At 57.0% G+C, this 15,999-nt stretch carries 12 protein-coding genes; 7 read left to right on the forward strand and 5 right to left on the reverse strand.

From position 1 onward, the window contains the following. Nucleotides 1-5: 5 nt before the first annotated feature. Complete coding sequence (locus tag AB5K84_RS42810; protein WP_441232759.1) at nt 6-668, forward strand: hypothetical protein; 663 nt, start codon at nt 6-8, stop codon at nt 666-668. On the opposite strand, the gene AB5K84_RS42815 is transcribed toward AB5K84_RS42810, so the two are convergent. Continuing rightward, nucleotides 665-2,011 carry an IS5-like element ISBj5_B family transposase gene (locus tag AB5K84_RS42815; RefSeq protein WP_011084757.1) on the reverse strand — a complete coding sequence of 449 codons (1,347 nt, stop codon included), beginning with the start codon at nt 2,009-2,011 and terminating at the stop codon, nt 665-667. The two genes, AB5K84_RS42810 and AB5K84_RS42815, sit on opposite strands and share 4 nt — an antisense overlap. 211 nt (nt 2,012-2,222) lie before the next feature. Between AB5K84_RS42815 and AB5K84_RS42820 the strand changes: the two genes are divergently transcribed. The 5 genes from AB5K84_RS42820 (at nt 2,223) to AB5K84_RS42840 (ending at nt 6,024) form a co-directional block, all read left to right on the forward strand. Further along, a complete protein-coding gene (locus AB5K84_RS42820; RefSeq protein ID WP_441232760.1) occupies nt 2,223-2,498 on the forward strand; it encodes a hypothetical protein in 276 nt (91 codons plus the stop codon). A gap of 148 nt (nt 2,499-2,646) precedes the next feature. Continuing rightward, nucleotides 2,647-3,294 (forward strand): thermonuclease family protein, encoded by a 648-nt coding sequence (locus AB5K84_RS42825; RefSeq protein ID WP_441232761.1) that lies wholly within the window; start codon nt 2,647-2,649, stop codon nt 3,292-3,294. Between the two features lie 136 nt (nt 3,295-3,430). After that, nucleotides 3,431-4,603 carry a hypothetical protein gene (locus tag AB5K84_RS42830; protein WP_441232762.1) on the forward strand — a complete coding sequence of 391 codons (1,173 nt, stop codon included), beginning with the start codon at nt 3,431-3,433 and terminating at the stop codon, nt 4,601-4,603. Next, the gene (locus AB5K84_RS42835) at nt 4,600-5,310 is read left to right on the forward strand and encodes a hypothetical protein (RefSeq protein ID WP_441232763.1); all 711 of its coding nucleotides are present in this window, start codon (nt 4,600-4,602) and stop codon (nt 5,308-5,310) included. The genes AB5K84_RS42830 and AB5K84_RS42835 overlap by 4 nt, the downstream gene beginning before the upstream one ends. Then, the gene (locus AB5K84_RS42840; RefSeq protein WP_441232764.1) at nt 5,311-6,024 is read left to right on the forward strand and encodes a hypothetical protein; all 714 of its coding nucleotides are present in this window, start codon (nt 5,311-5,313) and stop codon (nt 6,022-6,024) included. A 1,211-nt stretch (nt 6,025-7,235) separates the two neighbouring features. Here AB5K84_RS42840 and AB5K84_RS42845 read toward each other — a convergent pair. Continuing rightward, the gene (locus AB5K84_RS42845; RefSeq protein ID WP_441232765.1) at nt 7,236-10,832 is read right to left on the reverse strand and encodes a phosphoribosyltransferase-like protein; all 3,597 of its coding nucleotides are present in this window, start codon (nt 10,830-10,832) and stop codon (nt 7,236-7,238) included. Nucleotides 10,833-11,282: 450 nt separating this feature from the next. Here AB5K84_RS42845 and AB5K84_RS42850 point away from each other — a divergent pair, with 450 nt between their 5' ends. Then, complete coding sequence (locus AB5K84_RS42850) at nt 11,283-11,957, forward strand: recombinase family protein (protein ID WP_441232766.1); 675 nt, start codon at nt 11,283-11,285, stop codon at nt 11,955-11,957. A gap of 463 nt (nt 11,958-12,420) precedes the next feature. Here AB5K84_RS42850 and AB5K84_RS42855 read toward each other — a convergent pair whose 3' ends face one another. From AB5K84_RS42855 to AB5K84_RS42865, 3 genes are all read right to left on the reverse strand, one after another. Continuing rightward, nucleotides 12,421-12,954, reverse strand: coding sequence for a hypothetical protein (locus tag AB5K84_RS42855; protein WP_441232767.1), 534 nt, complete (start codon nt 12,952-12,954; stop codon nt 12,421-12,423). Between the two features lie 268 nt (nt 12,955-13,222). Then, nucleotides 13,223-14,362 (reverse strand): HNH endonuclease, encoded by a 1,140-nt coding sequence (locus AB5K84_RS42860; protein ID WP_441232768.1) that lies wholly within the window; start codon nt 14,360-14,362, stop codon nt 13,223-13,225. 453 nt (nt 14,363-14,815) lie between these two features. Next, on the reverse strand, nt 14,816-15,970 hold the full coding sequence (locus AB5K84_RS42865) for an SMP-30/gluconolactonase/LRE family protein (protein ID WP_441232769.1): 1,155 nt from the start codon (nt 15,968-15,970) through the stop codon (nt 14,816-14,818). Between the last annotated feature and the right edge of the window lie 29 nt (nt 15,971-15,999).

Below are 15,999 nucleotides of genomic sequence, written 5' to 3' on the forward strand. Positions count from 1 at the left end.
GGATCATGCTTGAAGTTGATAAAATTGAAAAATCTGTTCTCGCTTTCGTAAACTTTTTTGCTGGTCGAATCGTGCTTGCAATCTTTCTGGCACTATTCATTCGACTCGTTTCCGGCGATTACTACTATCACCTCATCGAAGGCTTCGTGGCTAACAGCGGCATCTTCTCCTTGGATCTCAGCTTGCCGATAGCGAAAGCAAGCACCCAGTTCGACGAGAAGAACGTACAGAATGCGTTATTCGGCGCCGCGCTCGTTGTGGGGCTAAGTTCATTGGACATTCTGTATAGAGTAGTCCTGTTCCTTGGCCGGCTGATCCCGATCGGCATGAATTATGATGCGACATACTCGACCCTGAAGCATCGATCGTTGATCTCAGGTGCTTGGAGATTTTATCACAAGAAATTCAGCTTTTTCGAATTCCAAGCCTTCTTAGAAGAAAGGGTCGGCAATTTGCTTAGAGAGTCCACCAACTATAAGATATGGTGGCTTCGCCTGTTCAGCTTCACGAAGGCATTCATCGTCGTTTTAGTTATTCTCGTCATTGTAACGCCACGGAATGAGCTGCGCGTAACCACGTGGCAAGCGCTAATGTTTTGCGCGGCTGGTCTAATCGTCATGGCTACCTGCACTATGATCGAGGCCGCTCGCTACGCAGTCGTCCGTTAAGAAGCCGGATTGATCGAGGCTGGCCGGGCGAGCGTGCGCCATAGCTGGGCCAGGAACAGGCACAAGAGATATCTCAGCCAGGCGAGGATGCGGCGGAAGTTGTGTCCGACGGCTGAGAGGACGACGTTGGCGGCATCGCCGGCGCGGCCTTTGAGGTAGCAGCGCCCGAGGTGGCCTTCCGCCTTCAGGTGTCCGATGATGGGCTCGATGGCGGAGCGGCGGCGCAGCTCGCGCTTGATGACACCGAAAACGCCGCGCTTCTGGCCGGAGATGAAGACGCGACGGGGATTTTGTGCGTCGTGGCCGCGGTATCCCTTGTCGACATAGGCCCGCTCGATCGGACAGCCGGTGAGTGTCTCGGTGCGGTCAATGACGTCCCGCAAGGTGTGACCGTCGTAGGGGTTGTCGGGCAGTGCGCTGGCGTGCAGCACGAACAGGCCACCGGGAGCCCGGCGGTTGTTGGTGACGATGGAGGCCTTCACGCCGAACTCGTAAGGCGCGCTGGCCTTGCCCTTGCCGATGCACTCCACTTCCGGGGCATGGAAGGAATAGAGCTTCCAGCCGCGCTGGCGCTGCTGCTGCGAGCGGATCTGCGTGGCCCGGCCGAGCGGGAGGGCGAACGCCTGCTCCAGTGCTGGCTGGCCTTCGATCTTGCGGCGGATGTCGCGGATGATCCGGCCCAGCCGGCTACGCAGGATACGCAACTGCCGCTGATGCCGCCTGAACTGTTTGGCATGGGCGTAGCGGCCGGCCATCATCGCGGCGGCCTTGGCGATGCGAGCATAGGATTGCCGCAGCCTGACGCCGTGCCTGATCGCCAGGCGGTTGAGCCCCTTGATGGCCGCATGCAGCAGCTTGGCATCGGTCGGAAAGGTGATGGCCTTCGGCTGCACCGTGGTGTCGACCGTAACCCGCTTGAGGTCCTGGCTGCGTAATGCACCGGCCTCGTGCGCTACCCGCAAGCTCTCGGCCAGCAGCAACTCCAGCTTGTCGCCAAGCCGCTTGCGCCAATGGCTCAGGTCCGAGCGCTCGTGCGGGAACGTGTGCTGAAAGAACTCTTCCCCGGTGAAGAACTGGAAGTATGGGTCATGGACCCAGCGCTCGCACACCTCCTCATCGGACAGCCCGTAAATGTGCTTGAGCAACAGCAGACCGATCATGAAGCGCGTCTCGATCCCGGGCCTGCCGTTCTCGCTGTAGAGCGGCGCGATCTCGCCGTCGATCCAGTCCCAATCGACCTTGCCGGCGAGCAGAACCAGCTCGTGCTTCATATTGATGATCTGGTCGAGCCGAGCCCGGAACAGATCGTTCGATCCCGTCGTCTTGTGCTTCTTCGGCCGCATCGTTCCCTCCGATGCAGACAAGGAATCATGCTTCCCGCTTCGAGGGAATCCACGAAAACCAAATCGCAAGGTTCTGACGCCCAAAGCATCAAAACCTTGCAATCTGGAAATGCCCCTTAGCCCAAATCGAGATTCCCGATCAGTGGCTTAGTCCTTCTTCACGGACGACTACGCAAACGATGTAGGAAGCGCAATACGGAAGATTTCGCTCATGATGATGAGCGAAGCGGAAGATGAGCCCATCTCAGAAAGCAAACTGAGAGAGGAGATAGCCAAGATCAAGATGATCGGCCCGATGAAACTTCGCTGGAAGAATAAATTCTTCTGCGTAAGAATGATGGCCCATATCCCCTATGTCGGGTCCCTCAACGACCTCTTTGCGCGCTCGCAGAAGAGCAGGTTTGTCCGCTACTATTCAGCGTCTGTAGATGAGGCCGCACAGCGAAGTGGCGACCTAGACGCGCGGAAGCCAAGAACGGCGGAATGAATCCAGACGAGCCCGTCTTGAGAAAGGCGGCGCCGAGTGAGGATGAAGAAGCAAAGCACTGATTTTTTTCAGAGGTACCCCCACCCATTTTGGGGCCCCAGCCTCCTACTTTCGAGCTTCAAAAAAAGCTATTCCGCGGTTCGGCCGGATGAAAAGCCCCCGAACTTACCCACTCCATAAATGGAAGACTTTTTTCACGTCAGAATCGCCCCAGGGGCCTGATTTCAAAGGACAAAAAATTCCTCCGAAACTCGCAATAAATCGAATTTTCTGGGTGGTGCTTGCCATTTCTGTTCTGGCCGCTCTCGCAGCCCAAGCGGATGACTTGATCGGGCAAGCCAGCGTGATCGACGGCGATACGATCGAGGTCCGCGGCAGCCGCATCAGGCTCTGGGGAATCGACGCGCCCGAAAGCACGCAGCTTTGCAGGAGCGACGACAGCGACCTCTACCAGTGCGGACGTGCAGCGGCCGCGGCGCTTGCAGGACTGCTCTGGGCCATCAGGCGGCCGGTCCAATGCACCCCCATTGATCGAGACCAATACGGACGAACCGTGGCGACGTGCCAGCTCGGGGAGCCGGGACCTGATATCGGACAGTGGCTAGTCGCTAATGGGCATGCGCTCGACTGGCCACTGTACTCGAAAGGCAGGTACGCGGACGCCCAGCGCGCTGCTGAGAAAGGCGAGCGCGGAATATGGTCTGGCAGCTTTGTTGAGCCTTGGCAGTACCGCGCATGTTTGAAAGCTGGTGGCAGGCCAACCGCGTGCTCAGATAACGCAAGCGATCATAAATAGCGGCTGAACTCATCCACACCCACTACATGTGGTGGATTTCGTTGATGGTGTTGTCCGCCGAGCGTCGTCTCTTAGTCGATCTAGCGGAAGTTGTGGGAATTGATCTAAGCTGACCGAGTGGGGTGAGGCACGCATCATGAACGTTCTAGCTGGTCGTGTTCGTGGCAGCGAAGGGGTGCTCGATGTGGCGCCACGAGAGGCGCCCACACGCAGTGAATTGCGTGCTGCACGAGATCGTCAGCGAGGCTATTCGATCAATGTGAAGCAGATCGTCTTAGCATTTGCTGTCGAATTTGTAATCATCGGCCTCATTCTTACAAATACGCTTTTGATGGTCGCCCAGTTGCCCGATGCGGCTGCGGCGAAGATTATCCAAGCCATGCTGTTTCCTATCGCCATGGCGATGGTTGAATTGGCGCGGGTGCCATTGGCTATAGCAGTACGCACGCAGACATCATGGAACATAAAGCTCGCATCGCTTCTTGGTGTTCTTTGTGCTGTCGCGGTGACTTCGAACTCGCTTTATTCAATCGGGGCCTCATCGTTCACACCACGGCTCGAGGACACTCATAAGAAAGATAGTTTGATCAAAGAGCTTGAAGACAGACAGCAGCAGTTCAAGAGCCAGATCGAAGCGGCAAGGGAGGAAATGGATCGTCGGGAGCGGGAGCGGAACGCTGCAGCGTCTGCTGTACTGTCTCTTCAATCTCAGCTCGCGCAGCAGAAGCCAGCGGATTGCGCCGTTGTGACCGTAGCTCCAAACCCTGCCGCTCCGCCTGGGACACCCCCCTCGACGAGACAGGTGTGCCGAGAAAATCCTTTGATCAAGAGGCTAGATTCGGAGATTTCGATTGCACGCACCAAGGCAAACGATGCGGAGGCTGTGCTTAAACAAGCGCAAGACCAATATACGAAGGCGGGCAACGACAAGGGATTGCGTGAGACACAAGAGCAGATCTCGAAGGTGGCGACCGAGAATCGTGAATCCATTTTTCAAAGCCAGCTACATTCATTGGCGGCAATGATCTTCGGCGTAGACCCGAATAGTGTGACTCCTGACCAGATAAAGAGAGTCGAGTTCTATCTCATTTTTGTATCTTCGATCGCCGCGGCTTTTTCCTCGACCTTGATTGCCATGACGGCCGTGAGGCGGATCAAGACTACCGATACAGATCCAAGTATCGAGCTACCTGATGAAGCCATGACGTACCTGTTCGGCCCACTCCTAATTGCGCTACGTCAGGAGGCGCGCGAAGCTGTCAATGCCGCAATGAAGGATAGTGCAGCTCCGAAAGCGTCCGCACAGTGAAAATACTCTCATCGCGATTGAATGCTAATCTGGCCAACTCACTTGATGAGCGTATCAGCGCTGAGTTGAAATATATCGACGGGCAATCGTTCTTTCGAAAGTCGATCGGCGTTGGATTAGCAGGGCTGGGGGCGGGCTTGGCCGTCGCAGCGGCGTTTGTTGGCTATTCATACGTCGCGGACTCTCGTACGACTGCCGACAAGATTGCCGCGGCGATTTCAAAGTCGTTGTCCCAAGTTGAGTTGCGCGGGCAAGCTGTAGGTAATGTTGATATACATCCGTCGGAGATCCGGCTCGCGCCTGACCAGAAAGTTGCGCTGTCTCAGGAGTCGCGACTGAAGCTAGATCCATCTGCTAAGGTTACAGCGGAGGGCAGCATGCGGATTCAACTGCCTACAATTTCTGCCATGCCGGCACAGCCAACGCCAAAAGCCGCGCCGAAAGCGCAGCCGATTACGAACTACACCATATTTAAATCTGTGCCGTTCCAAAGCGGCACCGTATCCACGGGGTGGCGCTTTCTCACGAGCACACAAAAAGAACCGACCAATCAGTATTGCTATTTTACAGAGCGCGGCGACAGCTCCGATGTGTCATTAAAAATCGATATCGGCGACGACGGCTTAATGACGAAAGACAAAGTGCCTCCAAAATTTGACCTTGCTGCCGCGTTTGCAAGGTGCGTTTGGTTCCGAAAGGACGCTTAAATGAATGACGTTTCTGAGTCATTCGATTTCGCAGGATTTTCCTCTACACTTAATGCGCGAATTGGTGCTGAGGCGCGCATAGCTCGCGCGAAGGCGTTCGGACTTAATGCTGCTGGACTTGGTCTGTGTGCTGCACTTTGGGGAGTTGGGATCGGCCTTGCCTTCTTCGGATATAGCAAAACCACGTCTTCCGAGGCCGCGGCCAACAAGATAGCATCCGCCGTGACGGAGGGTATTTCGAGAGCGCAAGTCAAAACTATCGTTGGCGGAACGATGACGCTCGCGCCTACAGCCGAGCTTCACGTCGCGGACGGGCAAACCGTTAGTCTAGATCCTTCCACGACAGTGAGGCTTGCCCCCGACACGACTATCAAAATTGTGGGCGACTTCAAAGTCGACGTCCCTCAGCCGAGCAAGGAACAATTGCAAGTCGACGCGATCAGCACCAGCAAGGAGTTGCCGTCGACGCGCTATACTGTCTTTCGTTTTGTCAGATTTGCCTCGGGGAGCGTGGTCACTGCTTGGAATTTCGAGTTGAGAGATACGGCCACGCCGAACTTTCAGCGCTGCTACTATGAGGAAACACTTTCAGGCGGAGTCTCGGCAATTCAAAATATTGCGTTTAATGGCCTACCGAAGCCACCAAATGTACTTAGTAAGTTGAGCTTCGACTTCGATGGTGCGGTAGCGAATTGCATCTGGTTCGCAAATTGAGAGTGACAACGTGTGGATGCGCGCCCGTTGCCTCGCGATTGATACCGCGTTGCTCATATCGTCTCTCACTGCTGATGGGAGTTGGATCACTTCGCGAACGACCGAGCGGTAGGTTCCGCCCTCGCTTAGCCTTCGCGCTGTTCAGGCGGGTCTAGGGTTGCTTCACCTCCTTTCGAGCTTGCCAACCAAACAGTTGGGGCCAAAGGGGATCGAAGTGTTCGCAGAGTGCTTCGAATGCGGCGCGGGCAGCGCTCTCAACCAATATGCAGGCGCGGCCAAACAGCCGTCGCCTGAACCTGGGGCGTCCAATGGCTCGACGAGAAACCGTTGCGGGCGCCCTCAATCGTTTCGTGGAAATCACCTCACACTGCCCGACTGTGCCGAAGCGCAGGGTGAGGATACCGATTTCCCGCTGCTGCTCGACGGTCAGACGGCCCCATGCCTTACCGGCATCAAACGCTGCCAGCTCGTGGAATGTCGGGAGGCGGTCAGACAGCGGAATTTCATCTGCATCCGTCCCGCCGGTGCTGGACGGGTACCGCGGCGCCGCGGCGAACTCCGATGATAGTCTTGGCGTTCCAAATGGCCGCTCGCTTGCGTTCGGCCTTCTGCAAGAGAACGTCGACCATGCCGCGCGGAGTGCGGGCGCCAGCGCTGACGCTAAGGACGACTTCCCCGGACCCGGTCACGTCACCGCGCAGAAGATGGCGCGCCGGTACCCTGACCAATTGAGAGGGGTTGGTTGCAATAACGGCATCAACCGCACGCTGGCGGTCTGGCCCGCTCAAGCTCAGGATGTCGGCCATAGCGCCTTCGATGGCTCAAGTGCTGATCAAGCGGGACCTTGAAAGACCAACGGTTCCATTTGTTGACGAGGCCAACCCTTGGGCCCAGACTGGCGACAGGCGGCATCCGGGCAAGGATGGTGTCGCCGGGGCAGCTTGGCCATGAAGCAAAAGCAGCCAGTTCGTGTCGGACGCAGATTGGCAGCAATAGTTGCGGCCGACGTGGCTGGACTACTCGCGGCTCATGGGGCTCGACGAGGTCGGCACCGCCCGCACACTCCGCGAACACCGCAAGGTTCCCGACGCCCTCGTGGCAAAACACGGCGGTCGCCTCGTGAAGACCACGGGGGACGGTGTGTTGCTTGAGTTTCCCTGGGTGGTCGATGCGGTCGAGTGTGCGGTAGCGGCACGTTCTGCATAGTGCGCTCAGGGCCGCGGGAAGATGGGTTTCCACTCCTTGTCTCCCACGCGGCCATTGCTCCAAAAAATCGGCAGCGTATTGTTCGGTACTGTATTGTGGAAGGCTACCAGCCCACCAATGTCACCGAAGCCGAGCGGCGCGCTGGGGTAGAGTTCTCGTCCAATCTGAAGCAAAACATCTCTTGCAAACCGAAGTTCAGTTTCGCCTTCGAAAATGTCTGCATCCTCTCCACAAGCTCGCAATTCGTCGCCGAGGATGTTTGCAGGTACCACGTGTATCCCCGGGCATCTTTTTCGGACGTGATCTATCGCCTCTGGGAACGCGAACATTATGACAACTGAAATCCGGCCCTCGTCACAGTATCTACGCCAAAGTGCGCGATCGGTCTGATTGCGAAAGCGTTCTATTCCTTTGGCTAAAGTCGCGCCGCTACCCGCAAAGTCATCCACAACGACGACCATGGGGTCGTCTTCAATGTGAGTGCGCATCCACGTTGCAATCTCGGAAGTCTGACCGCTCTTGCCCGGACGCAGCATGTTCTTCAAGTCGCGGGTGGTACTTGCGCCGCTCTTAAGCTCTGAGTCTACGTATGTTAGGCACAGATTGTCGAAACGACCGCGTTCAATTTTCCATGCTCCACCACCCACCTCAAGCCGTCTTGATTTGATGATCTCATCCAATTTGCCGAGCGCGAGGCTTTTCATGCCTTCATTTATGAAGCCTTTATCGGCCAGTCTTTTCAGAAGAAGAAAGGCCACTTCGATCCGCGCATCGTCATCGAATTGGCGCAACCAAGAACGCAGCTCCGCAACATCCTTTTGACGCCCGCAATACATGAGACGCTGCGAGACAGCCAGAATATCATCTTCGGCGATCACAAAACCCGACAAGTCGGACGCCACCTCTGACATCTCGGCTTTTACCGGCTCCGCGAGCGCAGCAGATCGCTCGTTTTCCTTGTGCTCGATCCAAATAGGAACAAGTTTGGAGACGGCATTTTCGGAAAGCCATTCTCGAAAAATCTTGAGCGCGAGAGAGTATTCGCTACTCTTCTGGGAGGCGCACAGTATCCCTCTAGCAGTTAACCTCGCGCACGCGCGGCTTAGCTCGATGTCCGAAGCGGTCAGCGCGGCCGACAGCGACAATCCATGCTGCGCCTCTAGAAGCTCATCCTGATCCTCATAGCGGCCGCCAAGTATGGAGATACAGGCCAGCGCGATGCAGTTTTCAGCGCTAGCTTTGCGGCGTTCCTCGGCCGTCAACAGCGGATTGTCCTCCCAGAAATGCGAAAAGTTGGTCGCACCTAACGCGCGCAGTAGCTGATGCCTAACAGCGTCGGTATCATTGTCATCGACGAAGGTTCGATGCTCCTGGAGACAGCGCTCGAAAATCTGATAGCAGAAATTGTTGATGTAGAACGGATTTCCACCGCAATAGTCGATAATGAAATCAACCGCCTGATCGGAAAATTCGAGTTCGCCTGCGACGGGATTGATAATAAGCGAGCGGCATTCGCTATGACTATCGATTCGGTCCAGCTTCACATTCGTCCATTTGTTGAGGTCCGCTTGGTGGCGGGTGAAGATCGCCTCCATTCGTTCACTTCCGACGAAAAAGAAGGTAACGCCCACTTCCGAAAGCGAGCGGAGTGACTTCACAAATTGCTTACCGCGTTCTCCAGTATAAAAGGTGGGATCCAGGTCGTCGAATTCGTCTATCACTACCGCAAGCTTGCGTTTGGGTGTTCTCGCGACAAGCCCTTCGACAAACGGGACCAGTCTGCCCATGCCAGCACCGAACTCCGACGCCGGAGGCACAGACGCCGCATCACTCTCACCCGCGAGACGCTGTGCGATCAACCGTGCGAGTTCGCCCTCGTGGAGGGAGCCGATTTCCCCCATTCTGAATAATACACATTTGGTATCGGGCATATCTGACAATTTTGTTGCCAGCACTTGCAGGAGCGAGGTCTTTCCAATCCGCTTTTGTCCCCACACAAATTTCGAAGCGCCTGACATCGCGGCAAGGATGAGGGACTGTAGGGTGGCATCGCGCCCATAGAGGCGATCGGGACGTCTGATCGGATTTAGGCTGTAAGGTGGGCTCGTGATAAGCTCCGCCCAGTTCGGCTCTGTGACCTGTTGGTTCACATTAATCTTGTCGGCGAAGCTGGTCTCCTTTTCTGTGGAGGTTTGGCATAGCCAAGTGACTGGGGCTGTTACGTGTGACGTCGAGGAAGAAAGGATGAGTTTCAATCGGACGAGCTGCTCTCCTCCTGGAGCAACATCGAATGGCGCCGCGGGCTCGACTAACGTCAGCGGCGCGGAAGGTTCTGCAGGACCGCTTCGCAGCGACACGTCGTGCGCATGTCCGCGACCAGAATTGCGCAATGCAAACGAAAGATAGATAGGGCGATTGGGATGCCTAAGGTCGGCCTTGGTCGTGCCATTCCGAAGCTTAAGGATTGGCGCAAGCGCAACTTCACCGCGCGACATGGCTTCTGTCACTAGGCCGGACACATGGCCCAGAATAGGAGCAACCGTAGAGTTCCAGGCCCCGCTGCGAAAACGTGGATCGGAGGCTACGGGAGTGTGGCTCTTGACGTTCGCAAGGAATTCGGGGGCCCTTCTCAAGACCTCCGCATCATCGTTGCGCTCGTACGCCTCGAACAGCCTCCGAAAAGCAGGACCTATGATAACCTCCAGGTCATGGAGGAATTCCCGTTCAGCAGGGACAAGCATTGGCTGCAGTGGGTGCAGCTTCTTCAGCACTTCGACAGAACTTCCTTTCGCCGTCTCCGGGCTCGTGCGCAAAAACCGTTGGACTGACGACTCGAAATCGTAGAGCGCGGCTTCGACCTTTGCTGCTGCTGCTGCGCAGGCGTTTGTGGGCGATCTCTGGTCCACAACACCATAAATTCGAGCAATCGCGTCGCGAAGACGGTAGGCGAGATCACCAATGCCAACAGGAAGATCATCCTTCGCTCCTCGAGGTAACCGCCGAACTGCATTTATTAGAGCCGCGGCAGCATTTTCTTCGGAGATTGACCCCAGTCGGGCCAAGAGGTCGACTGGAGATGTGACCTCAACAAGGGGTCCTTTTGGAGCGGCCCACGCGGCGGCGATGCGGGCTAGAAGAGGGCCGGCGGCTTGCGCGTCAGCTGAGTGCAATTTGGTCGCCAGCAGTTCGCCAACTGAAAAAAAGTCTCCTGCGTCGCGCGCGGCGGCAATCTCATCAACGGGCTCTGGCTCTCGATCCGCAGTCGTTGATGCGTCTTGCAAATCAATCTCGGTGGCACGTCGTATGGAACTGAAAAAATCCATAAGCCGCCGTCGGACCCGTCTTGTCATTTCACGGTTCCAGCGTGGTTGAAGCTGGGCCGGAAGGGCGGCAGTACGCAAGTTCTCCTTCGCCCAACGACGAACGAGCGCGTTCTGGTCCGCGCTCAAACCACCCGTAACGCTCTGCGCGAATTCAGCACGCCATTTCGCGAGTTCTGTTCGCGTCATGGTTGGAAAATATGGCGGCTTGTCATCCGACCGGGCCGGGCGTGCAATCCCTTCTGGCTGATCCCAGACGTACTGGCGACCGCTTAAATCCATCATCGCCTTCCAGAGATCGTCTCGGATCGACGATTGCCCTCCTCCCCGCCGCTTGGCTGGTCTGCTGGCTCGTGTCTGCGTCAATTTGAACTCCGCATGCATCGGCCGGGGACCTGTCGCTACGCGGAATCGCCATGCTACTCCTCCCCGTGATTCGAGAAGTTGTATCAGGTCCCCGTCTCGCGTCCACGTCTCCGCATGTATCGCTACACAGGTCTGATGGCCTCACAGAACGACGCTCTTGCGCAAATTCAATACGAGCCTGCTGGGGCTTTCTCAAACGGCCGTAGCGGAAAGGCTCGGTCGGCCTCTTAGCGCTAGGGAGCCCAATGGCAAGACGCTTTGATCGCCCCTTGAGCTTTTCCGGTAGCGCCAGCCGGGGAACGCTTGATTTTCCCTGTGGCATTGCCCATTATGTGGCATTGCTTTAGCAAAGCCACAGAGAACGCCGTGAAGGTCTACGGATATTGCCGGGTCAGCACCGCCGAGCAGGCCAACGGGGGCCTCTCTCTGGACACGCAGCGTCAGCAAATCACCGGGTATGCCATGATGAAGGGATGGTCGGTCGCCGGGTTCTTCGTCGAGGCCGGTGTGTCGGGCTCCGTGCCGCTTGCCGATCGACCCGAGGGGCAGCGGTTGCTTGCGACGCTGCAGGCCGGCGACGTGGTTATCACCGCCAAGCTGGATCGGGCCTTCCGATCGGCCGCAGACGCGCTTGGTACGCTAGAGCAGCTGAAGGCTGACAAGGTCGCCCTGCACATGATCGACCTCGGTGGTGATGTAACCGGCAACGGCATCAGCAAATTGGTCTTCACTATCCTCTCGGCGGTGGCCGAGAATGAGCGCGATCGGATCCGCGAGCGCGTGCGCGACGTGAAGCAGCACCGTGCTTCGCAGCGCCTATTCAACGGCGGCAAGCGGCCCTTCGGCTTCAACGTCGAGGGCGAGGGCAAGGACAGGCGCCTTGTGCCGAACGCTGCTGAGCAGGCTGCACTGACTCGCGGGAAGGCCTTGCAGACTGAAGGCAAGAGCCTTCGCGAGATCGCCGCGATCTGGTCGGAAGAGTTCGGCCTGGCAAAGATAGATGCGAAAAGCGTGAAGCGAATTCTCGAACGTGCAGCCTGATAGGTGAATGTGGGTGATTTTTCTCACGGTAACAAGCAGCTTTCTCCAAGCCCTATTCGCTCGCTACGGCTTTTTCTCACGGGTAACAAACAGCTCCGCACCTTAGGTTTTTCCTGCGTTGACTAGGCGTCGTTCGATTTCGCATGGCCTATCATTTGATGTGCTGTGTATTTGTTTCCAACACGATCTGTTGAATGTTCGCTGGGTTTAATGGCTAAGGTCTGGGCGCGGTCTCCCGATTCTTTTGCTAGCGACCCGATCCCGGTTCTATGGCCTTTGGGAGCCTCGCCCGTCGCTCATTTCCAATGCGGCCGGCTGCACTAGAGGGCACCACCACAGGACGCTCTATGGGGCTGCCATATGTCGCAGGTCCGTCGCCCAGCCCCCTTCCGCTTTCAATGGTCGGCGACGGACGTGCGTCACGCTCCAACCTGAACCGCCGCACGCCTTTAGATGCTGCCGATCATTCAGCAAAAACAGATGCCCGAATCTCCACCAATGAACGCTCGGACAGACCGAGCGCTTTGAACTGTTCGGACAACGCTTGGTTCAGCTCTGCATCCGTCATTCGCGCGAATACTCCAGGCTGGTCAATCTCATGTCTGTGAACAAGAAGTCCCGCAATCTTCGCGGCCAGCTTCAACCCGCTTATGGCAGCATCCAGATCGGGCTTGAAGATTCCTATCGCGCCGCCATGCCGGTCGTATACCGGGAGCCCGCGGATCGACAAATCAATAACATGCTTCAGTCGGAGAATGATCCACTCTTCCGTAAGAGCGGCTCGCGCTATTCCGATTTCTCGTGCCTCGGCCTCGCTGTTGGCGCGCTCGCTTATGATCTCTCGAACTCGTGCTTCGATGGACGGATTCCTACAGAGCCTACTCGCATTCGCTGGTTTATAGACGTAACCGGCCGCCCGGTAGGCCTCCGCTTGGCTCTTCCCTGACGCAAGGGCGTTGGCGATAATTTCGTGCTTCGGTTTCGATAGTTTGGGCATCGGGCGTCTCGCTATCCTTATCCATGCTTATCACGAAATTATCCGATCCATGTTCGAGACAACAGCCGACGTAGTGACGTGTCGCGGGTTTTTCCGTTCTAACGTCCGAAAGCGGACAACCGAATTGGCTATCAGCACGTCCCCTATCGACGCGCTCGCGTGCCGGTTGGAGGAGCCGGCCACAGCATCAGAAGCGGTCATGTCCACTGGTCACGATTTCCGATATCTCCAAAATCAAAGACCAGCGCTGTGCTGCCTCTTGGTCGCGCTACTCTGGAGCCTCGCCCAAATCTTGGGATTGCTCAATCTTCAAGACGTGCTGCTCCAATTCGACGTTTAGCTTCGAACCGCCTTCTCCGTGATGAATAAGTCGATGGCAGGTTGGACAGATCGCCCCAACCGACTTGGGATGATCCGGCCCACCGTCCGCCACCCTCCTAATGTGGTGCGGCTCCAGATACGGACTGCCATCCTTCCGAAGGAATGGCGCTGGTTTCCTGCAAGCTTCGCAATGACCGTTGGCGCGCTTGAGAACGTACGCTTTCACTTTCGCGCTGCGGACGTAGTAAGTTCGCTGCGATTCCTTCGATGGCGATTTTGGGATCGTTGCTGCAGCAAGAGCCAACGCGCGGAGTTCAGCCAGAGATTTGGTCTTGAGATCAACCTCGTCCTTCTCGGCGGCTGGCACGGAATCAGCGTCGGCGACGGGAACAAGCTCGAAGACAATTGCGCTTCGGAGCTGGCCATAACCGTCAGGTGCTTGGATGGTCTCCCATCCGGCAAACGCAAAACACCCCACAAACCGGTAAATGCCCTTAGTTTTTGTCGCCTCAAAGAGCAGGAGGTCCCGACCATCGGCCAGATGATCCCTGATGGCGCGGTTACCACGAACGAACGTCATGTCACCTTTTTGACCTTCGCCCGTGTAGGCAAAGATCCCGTCCGATCGCCAACCATCGGAATAGCCAAACTGCTCCCCGGACTCGCCGGTGAACAGGAAAACGAACGGACAGTCGGCCGGCGTTGCGATGCCGCCCCGCTCCTGTCCACCGAAAATCTGATGGATGTCGCGCTGACGGTGATAGAGGTTACCAACTTCGAATGGGATACCGATGGGCTGTACATCCGAGGGTTCGGTGACGACGAAATTTAGCTCGCGGAACCGTTTGGCGACCGTCTTATCTCCCCCTGAGAAATCAGCGGAGGCAAGAGCCTCGAAGCGTTGACCCAACTTCCCATGAGCAGCGCCGGCAATGGCCTTGCTGTCGTATCGCTTGCCGTTGTGTTCGAGGAAATATCCCCGCGACTTCCCGAAACCGTACTTCTTCAAAAATGCTTCCCGGCCGAGTTCGTCGAACTCGCCGAGCGCTGCGAGAACAGCTGCCGCGGACAAATCGGCTAATGCCAAGACCTTTCCCCCATTACCCGAAGGCCGCAACCGGCCGTCTCGATTGTTGAAGTTAACTTCAAACGTCGGTGCCGTCCGGAATATTTCGAAGGGCTTTCCCCAGCTAGTGCAGCGCACAACACTCTGTGCGCCCTTAGCGGAAAGGGAGTCCGCTCTTGCCCTGAATGCTGACGTGCGAGCGGACATGGATTTCGGTCGCTGAGGGCCAAGACCGGACATAGTCAGTAAAGCGGCCTAGAAGAGAATACCACCCGTACTGGCTATTTTGTGCTCTAGTTGCGGCGTCAAGCCAGAGGCGACAAAAATCATCCAGTCTCGTATTCCTAATTCGCGGTCATTGCAGTTAATGCCTCTCGAACATGCCTGGGATCTGATCAGCGCAAGACCTACGCAAAACCTAAGAGCCGCCCAGGGGCGGCTCTCTTTCTAAGATTGATCGGGTTATCGCTGGCCTCACGGCTTCATAGAGCCCTGCACACTGGTGTAGACGGCATAGAGCGACGTCGAGCCGCAGATGTAAAGCCGGTTTCGTTGCTGACCGCCGAAGCACAGATTGGCGACAGTTTCGGGTATGTGGATCTTGCCGAGCAGTTCGCCGGCGGGAGTATAGCAACGCACGCCGTCCTCATTCGGATCGCCCCAACCCACTGAGCACCAAACACGCCCCTCGGTGTCAGTGCGTACCCCGTCGGTAATGCTGGTCTTGGGCATGTCCGCAAAGACCTTGCTGTTCGACGCCTTCCCGGCAGCGACATCGAGGTCAAACGCGCGGATATGCGATGGGTTGTTCGGCCCATCCGTGAAGCCGGTATCGATCACATACAGCTTCTTCTCGTCGGGCGAGAGTGCAATGCCGTTGGGCTCCACGAAGTCATCGACGATGACCTTGACGTCCCCCGACTTGGGATCAACACGATAGACGTTGTGCTTTTCTTGCTCGGGCTCGGCCTTGATACCCTCATAATAGCCACCGATGCCGTAGACGGGATCGGTGAACCAGATCGCGCCATCGGACGTGACAACCGCGTCGTTCGGCGAGTTCAGCCTCTTGCCGTTATATTTATCGGCGATAATCGTGATCGATCCGTCCAGTTCGGTTCGTGTGACCCGTCGGCCGCTATGCTCGCAGGTGATCAGGCGTCCTTCCCGATCAATGGTGTTGCCGTTCGAGTTCATCGAAGGCTGGCGATAGACGCTGAGGTGACCGTCGTCCTCGCAGAAGCGCATGATGCGGTTGTTGGGAATGTCGCTGAACAACACGTAGCGCCCGGCCGCGAAGTAGACCGGGCCCTCGGCCCAGCGGAACCCGGTTGCGACGCGCTCAACCGCCATAGTGCCGGCGAAGGCTGGGAAATCGGGGGGCCCGAACGATGGTGGCCCCTTCTTGGCAGATTCCAGATGGGAGTCCGGATAGCGGCCGCCGGGCAGCGGCCCCAAGGGCAACGGCTCGCTCGCCGTTGTCGGAGCGCCCGTTTGGCCCAACGGCGTCACGGTCGCCGCAGAGGCCGCTTTGAGGCTCACCGCCGTCGCGGCCAGCGCCGCAGCACCTTTGACGATGTTGCGACGGTTGAGGGTTTGCTTGTGGGGAAAGGTCATTGCACTTGCCATGGTTTCCTCTCATTTTTTGTTGGGAGGAA

The sequence above is a fragment of the Bradyrhizobium sp. 1200_D9_N1_1 genome, assembly GCF_052075915.1.
Lineage (GTDB): Bacteria > Pseudomonadota > Alphaproteobacteria > Rhizobiales > Xanthobacteraceae > Bradyrhizobium > Bradyrhizobium diazoefficiens.